Source organism: Shivajiella indica, from assembly GCF_042683085.1.
Classification (GTDB): Bacteria; Bacteroidota; Bacteroidia; order Cytophagales; family Cyclobacteriaceae; genus Shivajiella; species Shivajiella indica.
On record NZ_JBHUIV010000007.1, the window covers coordinates 1 to 20,126 of the forward strand.

At 42.4% G+C, this 20,126-nt stretch carries 10 protein-coding genes; 9 read left to right on the forward strand and 1 reads right to left on the reverse strand.

Features of this window, described 5'->3' with window-relative positions; all coding sequences use genetic code 11:
• The first annotated feature begins 234 nt into the window (after window positions 1–234).
• The 5 genes from ACFSKV_RS03105 to ACFSKV_RS03125 all read left to right on the forward strand — a co-directional run bounded on the left by ACFSKV_RS03105 (window position 235) and on the right by ACFSKV_RS03125 (window position 5,250).
• Window positions 235–1,047, forward strand: a complete 813-nt coding sequence (locus tag ACFSKV_RS03105; protein WP_380800293.1) for an alpha/beta fold hydrolase — start codon at window positions 235–237, stop codon at window positions 1,045–1,047.
• 57 nt (window positions 1,048–1,104) lie between these two features.
• A complete protein-coding gene (locus ACFSKV_RS03110; RefSeq protein ID WP_380800294.1) occupies window positions 1,105–1,845 on the forward strand; it encodes a DUF6090 family protein in 741 nt (246 codons plus the stop codon).
• A 93-nt stretch (window positions 1,846–1,938) separates the two neighbouring features.
• Window positions 1,939–2,661 carry a hypothetical protein gene (locus ACFSKV_RS03115; protein WP_380800296.1) on the forward strand — a complete coding sequence of 241 codons (723 nt, stop codon included), beginning with the start codon at window positions 1,939–1,941 and terminating at the stop codon, window positions 2,659–2,661.
• A 38-nt stretch (window positions 2,662–2,699) separates the two neighbouring features.
• Window positions 2,700–3,491: a DUF6090 family protein gene (locus ACFSKV_RS03120; RefSeq protein ID WP_380800297.1), complete on the forward strand. Its 792-nt coding sequence runs from the start codon at window positions 2,700–2,702 to the stop codon at window positions 3,489–3,491.
• A gap of 214 nt (window positions 3,492–3,705) precedes the next feature.
• A complete protein-coding gene (locus ACFSKV_RS03125) occupies window positions 3,706–5,250 on the forward strand; it encodes an amidase (RefSeq protein WP_380800299.1) in 1,545 nt (514 codons plus the stop codon).
• A 74-nt stretch (window positions 5,251–5,324) separates the two neighbouring features.
• Here the strand turns inward: ACFSKV_RS03125 and ACFSKV_RS03130 are convergent, their stop codons facing one another.
• On the reverse strand, window positions 5,325–7,325 hold the full coding sequence (locus tag ACFSKV_RS03130; protein ID WP_380800300.1) for a copper amine oxidase: 2,001 nt from the start codon (window positions 7,323–7,325) through the stop codon (window positions 5,325–5,327).
• A gap of 277 nt (window positions 7,326–7,602) precedes the next feature.
• On the opposite strand from ACFSKV_RS03130, the gene ACFSKV_RS03135 reads away from it, so the two are divergent.
• The 4 genes from ACFSKV_RS03135 (at window position 7,603) to ACFSKV_RS03150 (ending at window position 20,113) form a co-directional block, all read left to right on the forward strand.
• Complete coding sequence (locus ACFSKV_RS03135) at window positions 7,603–8,127, forward strand: nuclear transport factor 2 family protein (RefSeq protein WP_380800302.1); 525 nt, start codon at window positions 7,603–7,605, stop codon at window positions 8,125–8,127.
• Window positions 8,128–8,565: 438 nt separating this feature from the next.
• On the forward strand, window positions 8,566–8,946 hold the full coding sequence (locus ACFSKV_RS03140) for a response regulator transcription factor (RefSeq protein ID WP_380800304.1): 381 nt from the start codon (window positions 8,566–8,568) through the stop codon (window positions 8,944–8,946).
• A 122-nt stretch (window positions 8,947–9,068) separates the two neighbouring features.
• Window positions 9,069–18,929, forward strand: coding sequence for an ATP-binding protein (locus ACFSKV_RS03145; protein ID WP_380800306.1), 9,861 nt, complete (start codon window positions 9,069–9,071; stop codon window positions 18,927–18,929).
• The gene (locus ACFSKV_RS03150; protein WP_380800308.1) at window positions 18,926–20,113 is read left to right on the forward strand and encodes an FIST signal transduction protein; all 1,188 of its coding nucleotides are present in this window, start codon (window positions 18,926–18,928) and stop codon (window positions 20,111–20,113) included. Before ACFSKV_RS03145 ends, ACFSKV_RS03150 begins: the two co-directional genes overlap by 4 nt.
• Window positions 20,114–20,126: the final 13 nt, after the last annotated feature.

The following is a 20,126-nucleotide window of genomic DNA, read 5'->3' on the forward strand; positions in this document are numbered from 1 at the left end:
TGGCCTTAAAATTAACTTATCCACCGTTATCAACAAGTTATAAGTCTCCCCCCAGACCCCCCTCAATGTTGATAGTAATAATAGCTTTATTAGAATATTTATATTTTGTAAATCTAAAGGCCGGCAAGGCAGGAAACCGTCAAAAACTCCTTCAGCAATACAAGGTTACCCAACTTTTGCTCGACCGCATCAGATACTTGATTTCTTTGACTCCCTAAAGCAAAACATCGACCTATGAAACAATTAGAACTCCTTATCGCACTCATCTTTATCCTCACCATGTTCAGTTGTGGAACAGATAAAAATGAGTTCTCACAGTTTAGTTCATTCGACGGAACCAACATTGCATACACGGACGAGGGCAATGGTAACTTCGTATTGCTTATCCATGGATTTATTGTGGATGGCAGCATCAATTGGGGCAGTTCTGAATTGAAGAAGGAGCTGCTGAGCAACGGATACCGAGTGATAATCCCGGATTTGCGGGGAAATGGAAAGTCAGGAAAACCTCAGAATGAAGCCGCTTACAGAGATGATGCAGAAATAAAGGACCTTATCGCTTTGATGGATCATTTGGGTGCGAAGAACTATATGGCAGTAGGCTATTCCCGCGGTTCTATAGTATTAGCAAAATTACTGACGAAGGATGACAGAATTACCAAGGCGGTGTTTGGAGGAATGGGTTTGGGGTTTACACAACCTGAGTGGAACAGACGTGTTGCTTTTGGGGATGTATTCTCAGGTAGAACGCAACCTGATGAAATTACTTTGGGAGCGGTTGAGTATGCCCGGTCACAAAAAGTTGATTTTAAAATCATGGGATACCTTCAAGATCATCAGCCCGAAACAACTTTGGACGAACTCAAGGCCATTCAAACCGAGGCCTTGGTTATTGCAGGGGAAGATGATCTGGATAATGGGGATCCAGAAGACTTACAAAAAGCACTTCCCAACAGTCGACTGAGCATAGTAACCGGCAATCATATAAGCGCCTTCAATCAGCGTGATTTTGCTGATGAGATTGTCAGTTTTCTGAAAGAAAAATAAATGGTAGGGGACCGCCTCTTTGGCCTAGTATATTTCATTAAAACCAAACATCCACCAATGCTAAAACTCTTCCGCCATATCCGCCAAAAGCTCCTTCAAGAAAACAAGGTAAGCATTTACCTCAAATACGCCATTGGAGAAATCCTTCTGGTCGTCATCGGAATTTTGATTGCCTTACAAGTCAATAACTGGAACGAATACCGAAAAGACAAGGTAAAAGAGCAGGCAGTTTTAAAAAATCTTGTTCAGGATTTGAGAGCGGATTCTCTCTCCTTCAGCGACAACCTGGTTATCTTGACCCAGATCAATATCCTACATCAAGTGCTCTATGAAATCGGGGTGAATGGAATTGATTTGAAAATTGAAGATCCTAACTTGATCAGGAAACTGATTTATTATAATCCAATAGCAATAAAAAATGATCCTTCTGTTGCCGACAAAATATCCAATGAAGATATCAGGAAAGAAATCAACACATATTCCAGGTACTTGATTGATCTTGATTTTACCTATTCAGAATATGCCGGGTTATTGGAAAACAGAATGCGGGTCTTTTTGGCCGAGAAAAAAGTCCACCATTTACCCAATTATTTTGGAAACCGGGACAATAGTATCAAGGGAGCAGTACCACTTGACTTTGTCGATAAAGAGGGTTTAAACCTGCTTTCCAGATCACCGGAATTTCAACAATTGCTTTTGGAAGCATCCATAAAGACTAAAAATACAGAGTCGAACATCGAAACTGTCCTGATCCAAAACCAGAAACTGAAAGAATTGATCCAAAAAGAACTCAAATAATGAAATCAAGCATGACCCGAAGCGACACACAGAGGAGTGATTATAATCCATGCGAAGATTCCATGTGGCAATTAAAAAACAAAATATAAACACATGAAACGAATCTTATACCTTCTCAAAGAAAAATGGCCGGAATACCTGATTGAAATTCTGGTGCTGATCATCGGTATCTATGGAGCCTTTGAACTGTCGAATTATGGGGAAAATAATAGCAGGAAGAGGGCTGAACTTGAAATCCTGAAAGGCTGTAAAACCGAACTCACCACTGATTTGGCAGAAATCAAGCTCAATATGGACGAACTTGGAAAAAGCGAAAGAGCCTTGAATTTGATCATTGAGGTGTTGGAAAATAATGGTTCCTACCATGATTCGCTTGCTTACCATTTTAACTACACGCTTCTGCCCATGCATTTTGTCCACTCGACAAGTTCCTTCGAGACCGCTAAATCCAGAGGATTGGACATTATTTCAAATGCAGATATCCGAAATAAGCTGATTGCTGTCTATGATTCCCAATATGATTTTTTCCTCAAAGCGGAACAGGAAGAATTGGCTGAGGTGGAATACAATATGAGGCATATCCTACCGAGTCGATTTGAATCTGGGTGGAATTTTACCGGGAAATCCACCTTTGAGGGAAACATGGTTCCCTTGGACTTTGAATCCCTTAAAAAGGACAGGGAATATCTGTATTTTATCAAAACCCAGCGCAATCGCACCGGGTCTTATATCGGCTTTTTTTATGAAAACCTGAGGAAATCGGTAGAGGACATGATCCAGGATTTGGAAAGGGAGATTAAAAGATTGGAAAGATGATAAGACATTAACCTGAAGAAAATAAAATTTGACATAATATGATCTCACTCTTCCGAAAAATCCGCCAAAAACTTCTCTCCCAGAATCGGTTAACCCGATATCTCGCTTATGCCATAGGCGAAATCTTCCTTGTTGTCATCGGTATCCTGATTGCTCTTCAAATCAACACCTGGAATGAAAACCGGAAGTACCGAAATCAGGAGGCTGATTTTTACTCAGACGTAATCAGTGACCTGGACAAGGACCTTGAAAAGTTGGATTTTCTTACTGAATTTCACCGGAATAGGATTGAGATTTTATCCACCTTATTGACTTACCTGAGAAATCCAGCTGATAAAATGGGAGCAGAAAAGTTCGGAATATTGATAGAGCCGCTTTATTATTCAGAAGCTGCTACGAGCTATTCCACTGCCTTTGAATCTGCAAAATCATCTGGGTCATTCAGCAATTTCAGGCAAAAAGAAATCCTGAAATCACTCAACCAATACTATGCTGATTTTGAGAAAATCAAAATCATTATGACCTCCATCACAGAGTTCATCAGCAATAGTTTTGAGCCTGTCATGGCTGAGATTTCTGCTATCCATATATCCATAAATTCCGGGACTATGGTCATAGCTGAAAAAGGAAATTCAAAATTTTATGATTTGATTCATGCGATTGAAGACAGACGCGATATCAAAAGTGACTATGAAAAGGTGCTATATGATCCCCGTTTCGAAGCATATGTTATTGGGGATATGGGAAGGTGCTTCAACCTAATCGCCCAAATTGAAACCCGCAGGGAAAATATCCTTTCCTTGAAAGCGCAAATAAACGGGCATCTTTGATGACATTTATAAGCTGGATTTTGGAGATAAAAAATTGATCAAATAAAACCTTAAGAAATACCAATGACAGCAAGGAGAATAATCAATTTAGCCAGAGAACTACAAAAGGCTTTTCCTTGTCACTTCGACGTTAGGAGAAGTCTATCTTGCATGGTTAAGATTTTCTAATACCTGTCATTCCCCAATCTGTAAATACCAATTTTCCTTACTACCGATGACACAACTGCAAACAAATTTTCACAAAAAAGCCATCCTATGGGTACTTATACTTATTTCATCCTTTGGATGTAATACCCCAAATAAGGAAACTATCGACCTTTCAGAACTCACTATTTCTGAAATCCATACGGCCTATCAGAACGGGAAATTCAACAGCCAGGAATTGGTACAGGCTTATTTGGATAGGATAGAGAAGATGGACAAGGACATCAATTCCATAAGCATGATCAATCCCAATGCTATGGAAATGGCAAAATCTTTGGATGATGAATTTCAAAAAACAAAAACTTTACGTCCACTTCACGGCATTCCCCTGATTGTCAAAGACAACATCAATACAATGGGATTACCTACTACAGCTGGATCTTTAGCTTTGCAGGACTTTTATCCGGAAGAAGATGCCTTTATCATCAAAAAACTGGTTGCCGCTGGAGCAATTGTCATCGCCAAATCCAATATGGCCGAATGGGCATTCAGTCCCATGCATTCAGAAAGCTCGACAGTGGGGATTACCAAAAATCCCTATAATCTGGATTATGTTCCTGCAGGTTCAAGTGGGGGAACAGGCGCCTCCATGGCTTCAAACTTCGGGACAATTGGCCTGGGTACGGATACAGGCAATTCTATCCGTGGACCATCTTCCCATAATGCATTGGTCGGTTTCCGTACAACCTTGGGATTGGTCAGCAGAGAAGGAATAGTACCCCTTTATCTCAGAAATGATGTGGTAGGTCCCATGTGCAGAACAGTCGAAGATGCAGTGAGGGTATTGGAAGTTATTGCAGGACATGATCCCCAGGATTCATTCACACTTTATGGGGAAGGAAAAATCCCTTCCAATTACACCCAATATCTGGACAGAGAAGGACTAAAAGGTGCAAGAATAGGGGTATTGAGAAACCTGGTGGACAATAATCCTGATGAGGAGATTTATGCTCTTTTTGAAAAAGCCTTATCCGATATGGAGAAGCAGGGTGCTGAAATCATTGAAAATGTGGAAATAGCCGATTTAGAACAACTCAGTCAGGATCAATGGTGTCCGACTTTTCGATTGGATTTAGAGGATTTTTTGAAAACATATGTCAAGAGAGACACGGTACAATCAATGGAAGATATCATGCGTATAGGTTCCAAATCAGCCTACACCAGAGACAGAATGGAGCGCTTGTCATCCAATACACTCCGTCGGGAAAACCCTGACATTCCTTGTGGAGATGCCTATTCAGATGTCAGAAGAGTGGTATTTAGGGAGGCCATTGAAAATAAAATGGATGAATTGCAATTGGATGCCTTGGTTTATCCCACATGGAATAACAAACCTGCCAGGATTGAATTTTTTGAAGAAGAATATAAAGGTGACAACAGTCAGATTATTTCTCCTCATACCGGGCAACCTGCTTTTACAGTTCCCATGGGATATACTTCCGAAAATCTTCCGGCTGGTATACAGTTTTTGGGTAGGATGTTTGATGAGCCGGTTTTGATCAGACTGACCTATTCCTTTGAACAGGCCACCCTTCACCGGAAAAGTCCAAATTGAGTCCTTGATCAATTAAAAACCAATTACAGGAACAATAAAAGCCCGCAAAAGAATTGCCAATGCATATTTCGGGTTTAATTAGCAATTGTAGGCAATTTAACCGGAGGCAATCCCAAAACCGGGTTTTTTGACATAAACCCAAAGGGCATTAGGGTAATCGATACCGTATGCTGATTCATGATGGGCCATTCTTCCGGCCGCACGATGTGATTTACCCCGGCCACATACCATACGACCACATCGGTATTATCAATATTCCTGTTTTGTTGTGTCCATTTGGGCAATCCTTCATTTTTCTGGTTGCTCACCGGAAAATCACCAGTAGGATACATTTCATCAGCCCTATATGGAGTTGTCCAAAAATGATGGTATAGTGCCCCGGCCCGATTGTAAAGAGAAGATCCCACTTCCGCCAATGGTACCACACCGGGACTTGGCATAAGCATATAGGAAGACATATGGTTGAATTTATTCCTCACATGATGGTTCATGACCATCCACATCCTGCTGCTGGCAGCGTTTGCCATGCGTTTGGCCTCAAGCTCATTCTTAAACATGTCCATTTTCCCAATAATGGCATTCCCGTAAGGGTTGTCCGGTCCTTTTGGGACTGGAACCATATTCATTTCTCCAACGGAATTGTGCTGTCCGTCAATATCGAGGTCAAGCCTGAAAATGAAAAAGTGCTGATGGTTGTTTGCTTCCACGTGTGGTTCTACGATAGTCCCGAAGTAATTACCTTGATAGGCTTCGTCATCGCTTCCGGGATCATCTGTAACCCGCTCCACGACACGGATATGTGCGATGCCATTGAGTTCGGTCACGATGACCACAGTACCGTCTTCTTTAAAAGTCCATTTAAATCCGTAATCATAATTGCCTGCAGTGATGTAATATTTGATAGCGAGATCGGTTGCCCTCCTGGCATGGTTTTGATGTCTCCAGAGCACGCCACCAAATTCTTCAAAAACCGCAATGGCACTATCTGAAAGAATGGGTGTAGCAAAATCATCATGCAATACGGCGGACAGATAGGTGGCGTTCTCCGGGGCGTCAGCACCATAGGTGAGGGGTCTGGCTTTGGTCTGGAATAACCTGAATTCACCTACATCAAAATAGTTATTGGTGGCATTTAACAAATCCGGAGAACCATAATTTACGATCATTTCCGAAAGTCCGCCCCGATACATGATATAGCGCCACTTCTTTTGCTCATGATCAAAGTAGTGCAGATCATGAATGACCAAACCTTCTCTGCTGTGGATACTGAATCTGAATTTCCAAAGGGGAGAAATCACCTGATTTCCTTCAATACGGTAATTCACCCCTTCCGGCTGGGTAATCAACACTTGTTTGGGTGCGGTCATGTCAATTTTGATGGAATCTCCCTCGAAATAGCCCACCTTCACAGGATCTGACCAACCTCCTCCACTATCCACTACTTTCAGGATTTTTTTGTCCGTGACATCCACATAGGCATAAATTCCTCCTATAGGCATCCTGTTAAACTGCTTATTTTTGTAGACAGGAGAAACTATTAGTTCCCGATTTCCTAATGGAGCAAGTCCAAGATCAGCAGCGAAATTTCCAAAGCTGGCTTTCACGGAATCCGGATTAATCTCTCTTTTAGTTAGGGCAGCGTTCCAATCTGCATTGTTTTTGACAATCTCAGAAGCGATGGAATCTGCTTTAAAAGCACCAGTAGGTTGTTTGCCTTCTATTTTTTCGAAAGAAAGTAATTTTTGTTGCTTTAAATCAATAACGGCTTTTGCCAATTCATTTGCAGGATAATCGTACACATAGGCAAACGCTTCACGCCTGAAATCATCCCCTGGTTTATAGGCTAACACCTCACTTTTGGGTGGTTCAAGTAAGTTAATGATACTGTACAAACTACTGCTGTCATTTCTAACCTTATTTTCCTTCAACAAAACCTGTTTGACTATCTTGATCTCATTGGTGTCAAGTGGATCTAATGGATGTCTAAACTGCATGATAGTGGATTGACAAAACAAATCCCCACTGATTAATAGGAATAGGAAGCAAGTGAAATAGGTATAGGATTTCTTTCTCATGTGGTACTGGTTATCGGTTGTTAGTGGATTTTTTAAGATGGAGTAAATTACTAATTATGTTTTAATAAATGAAAAAATAAAAAATAAAATTTTATAGAAATTTAAAATAACTAATTTTATATCATAAAATTGAATTTTCATTGGAAAACTTTTTTAGTGTATTGGGACAATAAATGCATGCATTCGTCCTAAATGGATTTGAAAATCTATTTATAAATAAGAAGTTGATCAAGGAATCAATAGGGATTCCCAACATTTAACCTAACCTAGCTTTGTTATGAAAATTTTAAAAACAATGATGGCATTGATATGCGTAATGGCGCTGATGCCTGGGATTTCAAGCGCACAGGAACAAGAGGTAACCCTGGAATTTCAAAATGCTGCAAAAGCTTTGGAAGTGGTACAGGCTTATACCAAGGCCCTTCAGGCCGGAGATGTAGCTACTATGAATGCTCAATTGGCACCTGGCGCCATGATCTATGGCTTGGGAGGAGGTCTGGACTCTCTTACAGTGGCCCAGCATAAGGAATATTACACCAATAGTACCAACCTGTTCAAACACACCCTTTCACAGGAACTTTATTTGCCTGTAAAAGTCACCAACAATTGGAATGAAGGGGAATGGGTTTTATCATGGGGAGTCAATACTCTTCAGCACAAAGCGACCGGTAAAATCATTACCGTTCCCTACCACACTGCAGGGAGGATAGTGAATGGTAAAATTGAATTTTTACGCTATTGGTACGATATGTTGAATATTCTGGAAGCACAAGGATTTGAAATAAAACCACCTTCCAATTAAACTTTTTTAAATTTGAGAATCGCGATCTCTGAGGGCATTTGGAAAATTATTTTCCAAATGCCCTATTTTTTGGTTATGCTGCTTTTTGTTCTGCTGCTTCTCCAGAAGCAGCATACTAGTTCTTGATCTTGCCCTTGCTTGTGCTTCAAAGGTCTTTTTCTTTTCGGAAAGAAATCCAGTTCATTGGGGAAGAAAAACAGACCTTTCGTCCTAGATGAATTTTTAAAAAATCAGAATACCTTAAATTAACTATCAGTTCAGTCTTGAACCTTTGGAATCAGAGAAAGGAAGAATAATTAATATTTTAAAAAAATATGAGGGTGTCACTAAAAAATTGCCTGAAAATGAGTAAATTAAAATGGATTCATGAACTAAGATTTTCAATATCAGTGAATGATTTCCTAGAATCAAAACCTTAAATGTTTAACCCTTATTAATATGAAATTTTTAATAGTAGATGATGAAAGAGATGTGGAGATGTTGTTCCGACAGAAGCTCCGCAGAGAAGTTCGGGAGGGTTTAGTTTCACTTGAATTTGCCTTTTCCGGTAGTGAAGCATTGGAATTGCTTAGGAGCCATAATCCTCCGGAAGTCATGTATATCTTTTCGGATATCAATATGCCTGGAATGACAGGACTTGAATTGTTGGAGAAAGTCAAAAAAGAATTTCCTGCAATTCAGGTAAGTATGATATCCGCCTATGGAGATAGTGAAAACCATGACAGGGCCATGAATTCCGGCGCAAAGGAGTTTTTTACCAAACCCATCAATTTTGAATCACTTAAAGCCGAATTGCATCAGGTACTCTCTGGATCCTAATAGGGCAATTTGCTTTTTCAAACCAAAATGCCAACCACCATCCGAATTCCTGATTGGTCTTACTGATAATAGCCAAAAGAACTCTACGGGCTTTCGGGATTGCCAACACCCAAAAAGCCTATATGAAAAAACATAAAAAAGAGGGGGAAGCTGAAGCATTAGAAGTTTATAATTTATACTGGCATAGTTATCTTAAGGGAGACCTTTTGGCTTTTTCTTCCACACTCGATGATCGATTTGAAATGATCGGGACCTCAGAAGCGGAAGTCTGCCATTCCAAAGCGGATGGGGTTGAATTTTATAAGTCCCAAATGCATGAGGTGGTAGGCAAAGTGGAAATGAGAAACCGCCAAATTGATGCTGTTTGGCTCAATCCAATGGTGCTGATCAATGAAGTCTGCGATATTTATGTCAAAACAGAGGCAGACTGGAATTTTTATTCTAAACTCAGACTGTCAACACTTTTGGGAGAATCAAAGACTGGATGGAAAGTGGTACAACAGCACGGTTCCCTCCCCGATATGCGGGTTAGTGAGGGTGAGACTTTGGCCATTGAAAAAATCAGCAAAGAAAACCTGGAGCTCCGGGATGCCATCAAGCGAAGGACCATCGAACTGGAAAATAAAAACAGGGATTTGGCTATCGAAGCATCTTTAGAAAAAGTGCGTGCTGTAGCCATGGGCATGAAAAAACCGGAGGATATGCTGGATGTATGCCAGGCAATTTCGGATCAGTTACAGCAATTTGGGGTAGAAAAAATCCGAAATGTTCAGACAGCTATCATTGACGAAAACATTGGTCAATACCTCTGTTACCAGTATTTCACTCCTTATGACAAAACTGTCATAGAAAAAACAGAATACCTCAAAAGTCCGGTAGAACATGGCATGGTCAGGCAGATGCTGGCTTCAAGGGATGGGTATTTCATCGGTAGACTAAGTGGCAAAGAGCTGGAAGATTTTAGGATTCACCGAAAAGAGGAAAACCATTTTTCCGATCCATTTTTGGATGATGCCACCGAATTGGACTATTGCTTTTTGTCCATTGGAGAAGGAGGACTTGGCCTTACCCTATACCAACCGATGGCTGATGATGTTTTGACATTGTTCAGGCGTTTTCATCAGGTTTTTTCATTGGCATATCAGCGATTCCGGGATATCCAAAAAGCCGAAGCACAGGCAAGGGAAGCAGAAATACAGCTGGCGCTTGAGCGTGTGCGTGCCCGGAGTCTCGCCATGCATCACACTTCCGAACTGCAGGAAGTGGTGAACATTGCTGCACAGCAATTGCATGGAATCGGAATGGATATCAACGGGGGCGTATTCATCTGTATTAACGCTGAGATTGATAAGGAACTTTCTTTATGGGCATCAGGAGGTATGGCCGACTACGTCCAAAAAGTCGTGGCACCCGTATTGGACAAACCGATCTTCACACAGATTCGGGATGCGATTCGAAAAGGCAACAGTTTCCTAGTCGAAAGATTCAGCGACAAAGAAAAGCTGGAAATGTTTGCCCACTTATTCCAATACGAACCTTGGAAAAGCCTGCCAAGGGAACGAAAAGAAGAACTGAAGTCTCGGAAAGGTGGATTTGCCAGGTCGGTGGTGATTTCCCATCACACAAGCATCTCTATTACCAACCATCACGGCAAAGCGTTTTTGGAAGACGAAAACGAAATTTTAAAACGGTTCGGGAAAGTTTTTGAACAATCCTATACCCGCTTCCTTGATCTGCAAAAAGCCGAAGCTCAGGCAAAAGAGGGAGAAATACAACTGGCTTTGGAACGGGTGCGTGCCCGAACCATGGCCATGCATGACTCCAATGAACTTGAGGAGGTGGCCGTATTGATGTATAAGGAATTCCTCAATTTGGGTTTTGAATCTGTCCAACAGTGTGGCTATGCGATCATAAATGAAGAAAAGGAGCTTCAGAATATGTGGCTTACACAATTTGATGGTAATCGCATGAATCAGTTTTTTCTCCCTCTTAAAAGCGATACTTTGTTGAATGAGAGGTACCGTGCATGGAAATCCGATCTTCCACAATTTTACCAGAAAACAACCAAATCTGAGTTTTTGAAACATCTGCAAAAGGTGGAGTCGGGGATAAATCCGGAACAAGTCCAAATAGCCCGCAAAAACATGCCGGATCCTATTCATTTCTATAATGCGCACTTCATTCATGGGTATCTGCATATTGTGGCCAATGCCCAACTTAGCACAGATCAGCAATCCATTCTTATTCGCTTTGCCAAGGTCTTCGAGCAAACCTATACCCGCTTCCTCGATCTACAAAAAGCGGAGGAGCAGGCAAGGGAGGCACAGATTGAAGCAGCTTTGGAGCGGGTAAGGGCACATGCCATGGGGCTTAGAAAAAGTGATGAATTGGAAACCATTATTACCGTAATTTTTGAAGAGCTGCAAAAATTAGGACTGGAGCTTTATGAATGCAGTTTATTCTTCAGAAATGGAAATAGTCGGCAATTCACGGTATGGGGTAGGGGCGCCACTGATGATGCTTTTCTGAGTAATTATCAGTTTCTCTTTGTGGATCATCCGATTTTAAATGCAGTACTAGAGGATCTTGATCGAAAAGTACCCTATAGGGAATTTTCTATGGAGGAGGAAGAGCTAAAGTCCTATGGCGATTTGATTTTCTCGGAAACTGATTTTAAATACGCTTCAGAAGAATATAAACAGACTTTTTATGCGCTAAAAAAGGTATTTGCAGGTCAGGCCCTTTTTCAACACGGTATTCTTGAAGCAGTGGGCATGGAACCACTTCCAGGTGATTTGCCCGAAGTGTTGAAGAGATTCACACAGGTGATTGACCTGACCTATACCCGATTTCTGGATTTACAGAAAGCCGAACAGCAGGCAAGGGAAGCACAGGTTGAGGCAGCGCTGGAAAGGGTCAGGGCCCAGACCATGGCCATGCACAGCAGCGAGGATGTGGGAAAATGTGTGTTCAAGATGTTTGCTGAACTTACCGCTTTGGGAGTGGATGAGGGTACCCGATTTGGGATAGGCATTCTCAACCATGAAAATGAAAACAATCAGCTTTGGACGGTCCGCAAAAATGGGGAGGAAGTCAACATGCATATCGGCAACATCGATATGGCCTCCCACCCTTTGCTGAAAAGTGCCCGTAAGGCCTGGAAGGAGCAGGTTGCCTTCCACAAGTATGTATTGGAAGGAGAAGATTTGCTGAATTACTACCAAATGCTCAATAATGCGCCTGACTATAAAATTCAGATACCGATAGAAAAATTACCCAAAAAAGAAATCCAACACTGTTTCATTTTCGAGCATGGATTTTTTTATGCTTTCAGTCCCCGTGAATTCCAACCCGAATTAATTCAGATTACCAAGCGGTTCAGTGCTCTGTTTGAACAAACCTACAGAAGGTATCTGGATTTGGTTAGAGCAGAATCCCAAGCCCGTGAGGCAGAAATCGAGTTGGCTCTCGAAAGGGTAAGGGCAAGGACCATGGCCATGCAGCACTCAGAAGAGCTGACCGAAGCTTCAGAGGTTTTGGACCGGCAGGTCCGTGAATTGGGTATCGAAACCTGGGGCTGTGCTTTTCATATTTATGCAGACGATCCTGAGGGTGACTATGAATGGTTTAGCAGCCGAGAAGGGTCTTTGCCATTTTACAAAACTCCCAGAGAAAATTTCTTCTTGAAGTTTTACGAAAAAGGCAAAGCCGGAGAAACGTTCCATGTGGAAGAATTCTTAGGCGAGGATTGTAAAGTCCATTATGATTACCTCATGACTATTCCGGACATGGGTGATGCACTTCGTGAAATTGTGTCGTCCGGTGCCTCTTTGCCCGAGTCGCAGTATGACCATATTGCTTTTTTCAAGCATGGATTCTTATTGTTCATTACCTATAAGCCGGTACCCGAATCACATGCCATTTTCCAACGCTTTTCAAAAGTGTTCGAACAGACCTACACCCGTTTCCTCGATCTCCAAAAAGCGGAAGCCCAGGCAAAAGAAGCAAAAATAGAAGCAGCCTTGGAAAGAGTACGATCCAGAACTATGGCTATGCACCATACCGAAGAACTCAAAGAAGTTATCCAGGTAGTGTTCGAGCAAATGGTGGGATTAAATATCCATGTAGACCATGCAGGATTTATCCTGGACTATAAAGAGCGGGAGGATATGCATATCTGGCTAGCAGACCACCAACAAGGAGTGCCCAGCGAGATTACCATTCCTTATTTTGATTCTCCCCATTGGAACAGTTACCGGGAGGCAAAAGCCAAGCAGGAATCTTTCTTTGCCAACCTGCTCCCCTTTGAAGTAAAAAACAAATTCTACCAGGATCTTTTCGAGTTGATTCCGGCATTGACGGAAAAAGCGCAGCAAGCCATTTTCAGCAAAACGGCACTTGCCATCTCCACCGTATTGCTGGACAATGTGGGCTTGTATATAGAACATTATTCAATGACTCCCTATACAGCAGAAGAGAATAAGATTCTGATGCGCTTTGGAAAAGTATTTCAACAAACCTATACCCGATTCCTTGATCTCCAAAAAGCTGAAGCGCAAGCCAGAGAAGCACAGATTGAGGCGGCTTTGGAACGAGTTAGATCAAGATCGATGGCAATGCACAAGAGTGAAGAACTCAAGGAAGTTATTCAGTTAATGTTTGAGCAATTTCGCTTATTGAATTACAAAATTGACTCAGCGCAATTTGACCCTAATTATAAGGAGAACGATGACCTCAACCTTTGGACAGCAGCACCCGGTCAACCCTACTCTATATTGCTGAATATTCCCTACTTTGACAATTCTTTATTTAATTCAATTAAGGAAGCAAAGAAAAGAGGGCTAAAATTTATTACACAGCAGTTATCCTTCGAGGATAAAAATCAATTTTTCCGCCACTTCTTCCAGCATATCAAAAATATTCCTACAGAAAGACAAAAATTAATTTTTGATAGTCCGGGTATGTACCGGGCTGTAGTCTTCATGGAAAATGTTTCGCTGGCCATCCAAAATTACTCAAACACTCCTTATACAGAGGAAGAAAATGAAGTACTCAAACGATTTGGTAAAACCTTTGAACAAGTTTACACCCGCTTTCTCGATCTCCAAAAGGCGGAAGCACAGGCAAGGGAAGCGCAGATCGAAGCGGCCCTGGAAAAAGTCCGTTCCCGGTCCTTAGCCATGCATAGAAGTGATGAGCTAAAAGAGGTGGTCTCAGTTCTTTTCGAAAGATTAAAAGACCTGCAAATTCCTTTTACAGCCGTTGGCATCGCCACAAACATTGAAGGCTCGAAAGATTTAAATGCTTTTGTATGCGGTCAGAATGAAGCTGGCCTGGTCATCACTAATTATCGTCTCCCTTACTTTGATCATCCGGTACCGAAAGATTTATACGGGGCTATAGAAGAGCAATTAGATTATTTTGTTGGCCATTATTCGAAAGAAGAAAAAGATTCTTTCTATGAGCATGTAATTGAACACACTGCTGAATTCAGGCATTTGCCCGAGGATATCAAGCGCATGATATTCGATAGCAGCAACTATACCATTTCCATGGTCGCGGTTAAAAATGCAGTGTTTAATGTCAATGATTTTGAAGGGAAAGTTTTATCCGAAAATGAAATTGATATCATCAAGCGTTTTGCACGGGTTTTTGATCAGGCTTACATCCGTTTTCTCGATCTCCAAAAAGCGGAAGCACAAGCCCGGGAAGCTGAAATCCAATTGGCATTGGAAAGGGTGCGGGCCCGCACTATGGCAATGCAAAAGTCCGAAGAACTTGCCGATGCAGCCTTCGTACTTTTCGAACAGCTTAGAGCTTTGGGCGGCAATCTATGGGGCACCGGATTTGGCTTGTGCCAAGAGCATGTTGAAAAAGATGAATTTTGGTTTGCCAATGAAAATGGAGTATTCCCGCCCGTTGCTATTCCGAATACCACAGATTCTGCACATAAGCAAATGTATCAGGGATGGCAGAAAAAAACTGATTTTCTATCCATTGAAAAGTCAGGAGCGGCGCTCAAGAGCCATTACGATTACATGTTGTCCATTCCGGAGGTCAGGCTTTTTTTCCAAAAAATCATAGATGAAGGACTTTCCTTTCCTGAAAAGCAGCAGTGGAATGCCGCCTATTTTTCGAGGGGCTATTTATTGATCATCACGCTGGAACCCTATCCCGAACCTGAAATCTTTATACGATTTGCTAAGGTTTTCGAGCAGACTTATACCCGCTTTCTCGATCTGCAAAACGCTGAAAAACAAGCCCGTGAAGCAGAGATTCAGTTGGCCTTGGAAAGGGTGAGGGCAAGAAGCCTCGCCATGCACCGAAGTGAAGAATTGGCGGATATTTCACTTGAGTTGGTCAAGCAAGTGCAGTCTTTGGGCATGGAAAGCTGGTTTTGTGCATTTAACATTTACGATGATGACCCCCGTGGATCTGTGGAATGGGGAAGTAACGGAAAGGGTACTTTTCCTCAATACAGAACCCCAAGGGAAGGTGTATTTCTTCAGTATTTTGAAGCAGGTCAAAGAGGAGAAACGCTTTTGGTCAATGAAATCGGGGAGCAAGCCTGTCCTGCGCATTATGAATACCTCTGCAGCTTGCCCGGGGTAGGAGAACAATTGCTTAAGATGAAGGCAGCCGGAATCCCATTTCCAACTTCGCAGATTGACCATGTGGCATTTTTCAAATATGGGTATGTCCTCTTTATCACCTATGAACCTGCCCCTGAATCCCATGATATTTTCACACGCTTCGCCAAAGTTTTCGAACAAACCTACACCCGCTTTCTCGATCTTCAAAAAGCCGAAGCCCAAGCAAGGGAAGCACAGATAGAAGCTGCACTGGAGCGGGTTCGATCGCGAACGATGGCCATGCACTCCAGCGTGGATGTGGAAACCACAGTAACCACACTTTTTGAAGAATTACTCAAGCTTGGGGTAGATAAATCCGTCCGATCAGGGATTGGGATTTGGAACCCATCCAGAACTGTGGAAGTCTGGACCGGGTCTACCAATCCTTCCACAGGGAATATCTTCTTGGATAAGGGTATTTTGGATTTGGGTTTACACCCATTGTTAACAGCCGTGAAGGATGCGTGGGAAGCAAAGAAATCCACCTTTTCCTATGAACTGTCAGGAGATAATTTGATCAACTACTTCAAAGCTGTCAACGATGCCCCTGATTATTCCATTCGGGTGGATTTTGAAAAATTGCCTAAAAAAATTATCCATTATGATTTTTTCTTTCCGGATGGGTTTCTTTTTGCCTTTTCTCCGGTTCCATTTTCTGAAGAAACAGCAAGGTTATTCGGTCGTTTTGCTGCTGTTTTTGCCCAAACCTATCGGAGATTCCTGGATCTTCAAAGAGCAGAAGCGCAGGCAAGAGAGGCCAAAATTGAAGCGGCCTTGGAAAAAATCCGGTCCCGAACCATGGGCATGCAGAGCAGTGATGAATTGCAAGAAGTCGCCAATATTATGTTTCTGGAAATCCAGTCCCTGGATATCCCTGCCTGGAGCTGTGGTTATAATATTCTTTCATCCGATAAAAAAGTTGCCACCAATTTCATGAGTAATGAGGGAACCATTCAAAAACCATTTGACCTCCCTTTGACCAAAGAGAATTCTTTACTTGAATTTTTTCATTTTCTGCAAAGTGAAGAATACTTTTTTACCCAAGAACTGGAGGGAAAAGCCCTTGAAAGCCATTATAATTTCATGAAATCCCTTCCGGAATTAACACCAGTATTTAACGGTCTCGAAGAAGCTGGAATTGCTTTACCAACCTACCAAATAAATCATCTCTGTAAGTTCACCCATGGATATCTCCTCTTTATCACGTATAAGCCAGTCCAGGATGCCCATGATATTTTCAAGCGTTTTACCAAGGTTTTTGATCAAACCTACACCCGTTTCCTAGATCTGCAAAAAGCGGAAAAACAAGCCAGAGAAGCCCAGATCGAAAATGCGCTGGAGAAAGTGCGCTCCCGGTCTTTGGCCATGCAGGGCCCTGATGAACTCATTGAAGTCGCGCAACTGCTTCGGGAAGAAATGGGTGCATTGGGCGTAGAGGAATTGGAAACCAGCTCCATTTACATCCAGGATGAAAGTAGCGGATTGACCCAATGTTGGTTTACCATTAAGAATCCGGATAACCCTGGCAAAGCGATAACAGACCAGATGACTATTGACCTTCAGGATACCTGGGTGGGCCGAAAGATGGATGAATTTTACCGATCCAAAGTAAAACAAACTTCCATCCTGATGCAGGGTGAGGAAAGGATAGAATGGATCCGATATTGTGAAGAAAAATCCGACCTGTTTGGGACCAGCAATTTTTATGGAGAAACTATTCCCGATCGTACCTATCACTTGTACAAATTTTCCAACGGCTATATCGGTGCCGCAGCTCCTGGAGAGATTTCCTCAGAAAGTTGGGAACTTTTAAAAAGAGCCACGACAGTATTTTCCTTTGCCTATACCCGATTCAGTGATTTGCAAAAGGCTCAGGCCAGTGCCAAAGCAGCACTGAGACAGGCTTCCCTCGACCGGATCCGTGCAGAGATTTCATCCATGAGAAACGCAGAAGATCTTGAACGGATTACCCCGCTTATCTTCAATGAGTTGACTGCACTTGGAGTTCCCTTTATCCGTTGTGGGGTATTTATCATTCAAGAAAAACAAGAAATTGTCGAGGCTTACCTTTCCTCCCCAGAGGGACATTCTCTTGGGGTTTTGCGGCTACCTTACGAGGCCAGCGAACTCACTTACCAAACAGTGGAGGCATGGAGAAAAGGGTTGGTTTACAGACAGCATTGGAACAGGGAAGATTTTGTCCAATGGATCAACCAATTGATGGAGCAGGATCAGATTCAGGATGGCAGTACTTATCAGGGTACCGCGGCACCTCCCGAATCTCTTGATCTGCATTTTGTCCCATTTTCACAAGGGATGCTTTATGTAGGTGATGTCAGTCCTTTGGCTGAAAATGAAATCGAACTCGTGCAGGCCTTAGCTAAGGCTTTTTCCGTGGCTTATGCCCGGTATGAGGATTTTGTGAAATTGGAAAAAGCCAAGGCCGAGGTAGAATCTGCCATGAGCGAACTCAAAGCCACCCAGTCCCAGCTCGTCCAACAAGAAAAACTCGCCTCTCTGGGACAGTTGACTGCCGGGATCGCCCACGAGATCAAGAATCCGCTGAATTTTGTCAATAATTTTTCGGAGGTGAGTTTGGAGATGATAGAGGAGATTTTAGAAGCGAGAAGCGAGAGACGAGAAGCGAAAGACAAGAAACAAGAGACAAGAACCAAGAATCAAGAAGGGGAAAGGGATGAAAGTGAGGAGATGGAAGATGAGATTTTGGAGGATATTAAAGGAAACTTGAAGAAAATACATGAGCATGGTTCGCGGGCAAATGGCATTGTGACCTCCATGCTCCAACATTCAAGAGGTGGATCAGGGAAGAAAGAACTTACTGATTTGAATGCTTTGATCAAGGAATATGTCAATCTCAGCTTTCATGGCATGAGGGCAGGAAAGAATCCGATCAATGTGGATATTATATTGGATCTGGATCCTGATTTGGGTATGGTGTCCCTGATCAAAGAGGACTTCACGAGGGTGGTGATCAATCTTTGTAATAATGCTTTTGATGCGATGCGGGAGAAGATTAAAATGTACAATGTACCAAATACCATGTACCAAGAGGGGGTTCACAGTGAGGTAAAGTATTTGCCGAAATTAAGGGTGACCACAATGCTTGAAAAGGATAGGGTTCAGTTATCAGTTGAGGACAATGGACCGGGGATTCCGGATGAGATTAAGGACAAAATTCTGCAGCCATTCTTTACCACCAAAAAAGGAACTGAAGGAACGGGCTTAGGGCTGAGTATAACGCATGATATTGTTAAGGCGCATGGGGGAGAGTTGGAAATAGAAACAGCTATCAACAAAGGGACAAAGTTTATAATCAAACTAAACACATGAAAGCAAGATCCATTTACGGCAAATCTCCTGAAGAAATCAAAACAGCTTTGGAGCAATGCATGGCCGATGCCCGCCCGGATGACCCGGTCGGACGGGGTTTTATTCCCACTTTGGCTGTTGTCTTTATTTCCATAAAGCAGGATAGAAAAGCGGTCCGTGAAATCCTTGCAGCACTGGACATCGATGTTTTTGGAGCCACATCCTGCGGGGAGTTTGTCAATGGCCATCAAAGTAAAGGTGGAATTTCCATCCTGTTGATGGACTTAGATCGGGATGCCTACTCGATTCTGTTGGAAGAGTTGACCAAGCTTAGCATCAGGGAGGTTACTAAGAAAGTAGCTGATTTCTCCCTTTCCAAGTTTTCCAACCCGGCGATGATAGTATGCAGTACGGGCGTAACCTCCTCCGCAGAATTATTTGACGGAGAAACGCTTGTACATGAATTGTCCAATGCCATGGGACGGGATAAAGTCTTTTTTGGAGGTATGGCCGGCGATGATTTTACATTAACAGGAACGGCAGTCTTTACCCATAATGGGGAAACCAATCATGGCCTTGTCGCTTTGGTGCTGAATGCTGATAAAGTATCCCTAAATGGTATGGCCATCACAGGCTGGAAAAAATTGGGAATCTCCAGAAAAGTAACTAAAAGTAAAGGTAAATTATTGTATTCCATTGACGGCAAACCTGCTGTGGAAATGTACCTCAAGTACCTGGGCAAAAGCGAACAGGGTGGAGACCAGGATTTCGACCTTTTAAACGAGCTTTCCTTCGAATACCCATTCATCACAGAGCGGGAAAACAGCCATGAAATATTGATCAAGTCCCCCATGAATATTGATCACCAAGAAAATGCTTTGGTCATGGACATGGAAATGAAGGAGGACGAGACTTTCTGGTTTTCGGTACCTCCTGATTTTGATATTGTGGAGGAGATCATCGAAGAAGCAAAGGCATTGAAAAATACGGTAAAAGAAGATGCAGATGCCCTATTGGTTTTTTCCTGCGCAGGTAGAGAACCAGCACTTGGTCCCTTGGTGACTATGGAGAATGAAGGACTGGCCGAGGTATGGAAAAGCCCCATGGCAGGTTTTTTTACTTATGGGGAATTTGGAAGGGCCAAAAATGGCCAACAGCATGTTCACTCGACGGCATGTTGCTGGGTGGCATTGAAGGAGAAATGATTCAATCATAAAA

Coding starts and splice junctions, on each gene's coding strand:
- ACFSKV_RS03105 (WP_380800293.1), top strand. CDS start 235: ATGAAACAATTAGAACTCCTTATCGCACTCATCTTTATCCTCACCATG.
- ACFSKV_RS03110 (WP_380800294.1), top strand. CDS start 1,105: ATGCTAAAACTCTTCCGCCATATCCGCCAAAAGCTCCTTCAAGAAAAC.
- ACFSKV_RS03115 (WP_380800296.1), top strand. CDS start 1,939: ATGAAACGAATCTTATACCTTCTCAAAGAAAAATGGCCGGAATACCTG.
- ACFSKV_RS03120 (WP_380800297.1), top strand. CDS start 2,700: ATGATCTCACTCTTCCGAAAAATCCGCCAAAAACTTCTCTCCCAGAAT.
- ACFSKV_RS03125 (WP_380800299.1), top strand. CDS start 3,706: ATGACACAACTGCAAACAAATTTTCACAAAAAAGCCATCCTATGGGTA.
- ACFSKV_RS03130 (WP_380800300.1), bottom strand. CDS start 7,325: ATGAGAAAGAAATCCTATACCTATTTCACTTGCTTCCTATTCCTATTA.
- ACFSKV_RS03135 (WP_380800302.1), top strand. CDS start 7,603: ATGAAAATTTTAAAAACAATGATGGCATTGATATGCGTAATGGCGCTG.
- ACFSKV_RS03140 (WP_380800304.1), top strand. CDS start 8,566: ATGAAATTTTTAATAGTAGATGATGAAAGAGATGTGGAGATGTTGTTC.
- ACFSKV_RS03145 (WP_380800306.1), top strand. CDS start 9,069: ATGAAAAAACATAAAAAAGAGGGGGAAGCTGAAGCATTAGAAGTTTAT.
- ACFSKV_RS03150 (WP_380800308.1), top strand. CDS start 18,926: ATGAAAGCAAGATCCATTTACGGCAAATCTCCTGAAGAAATCAAAACA.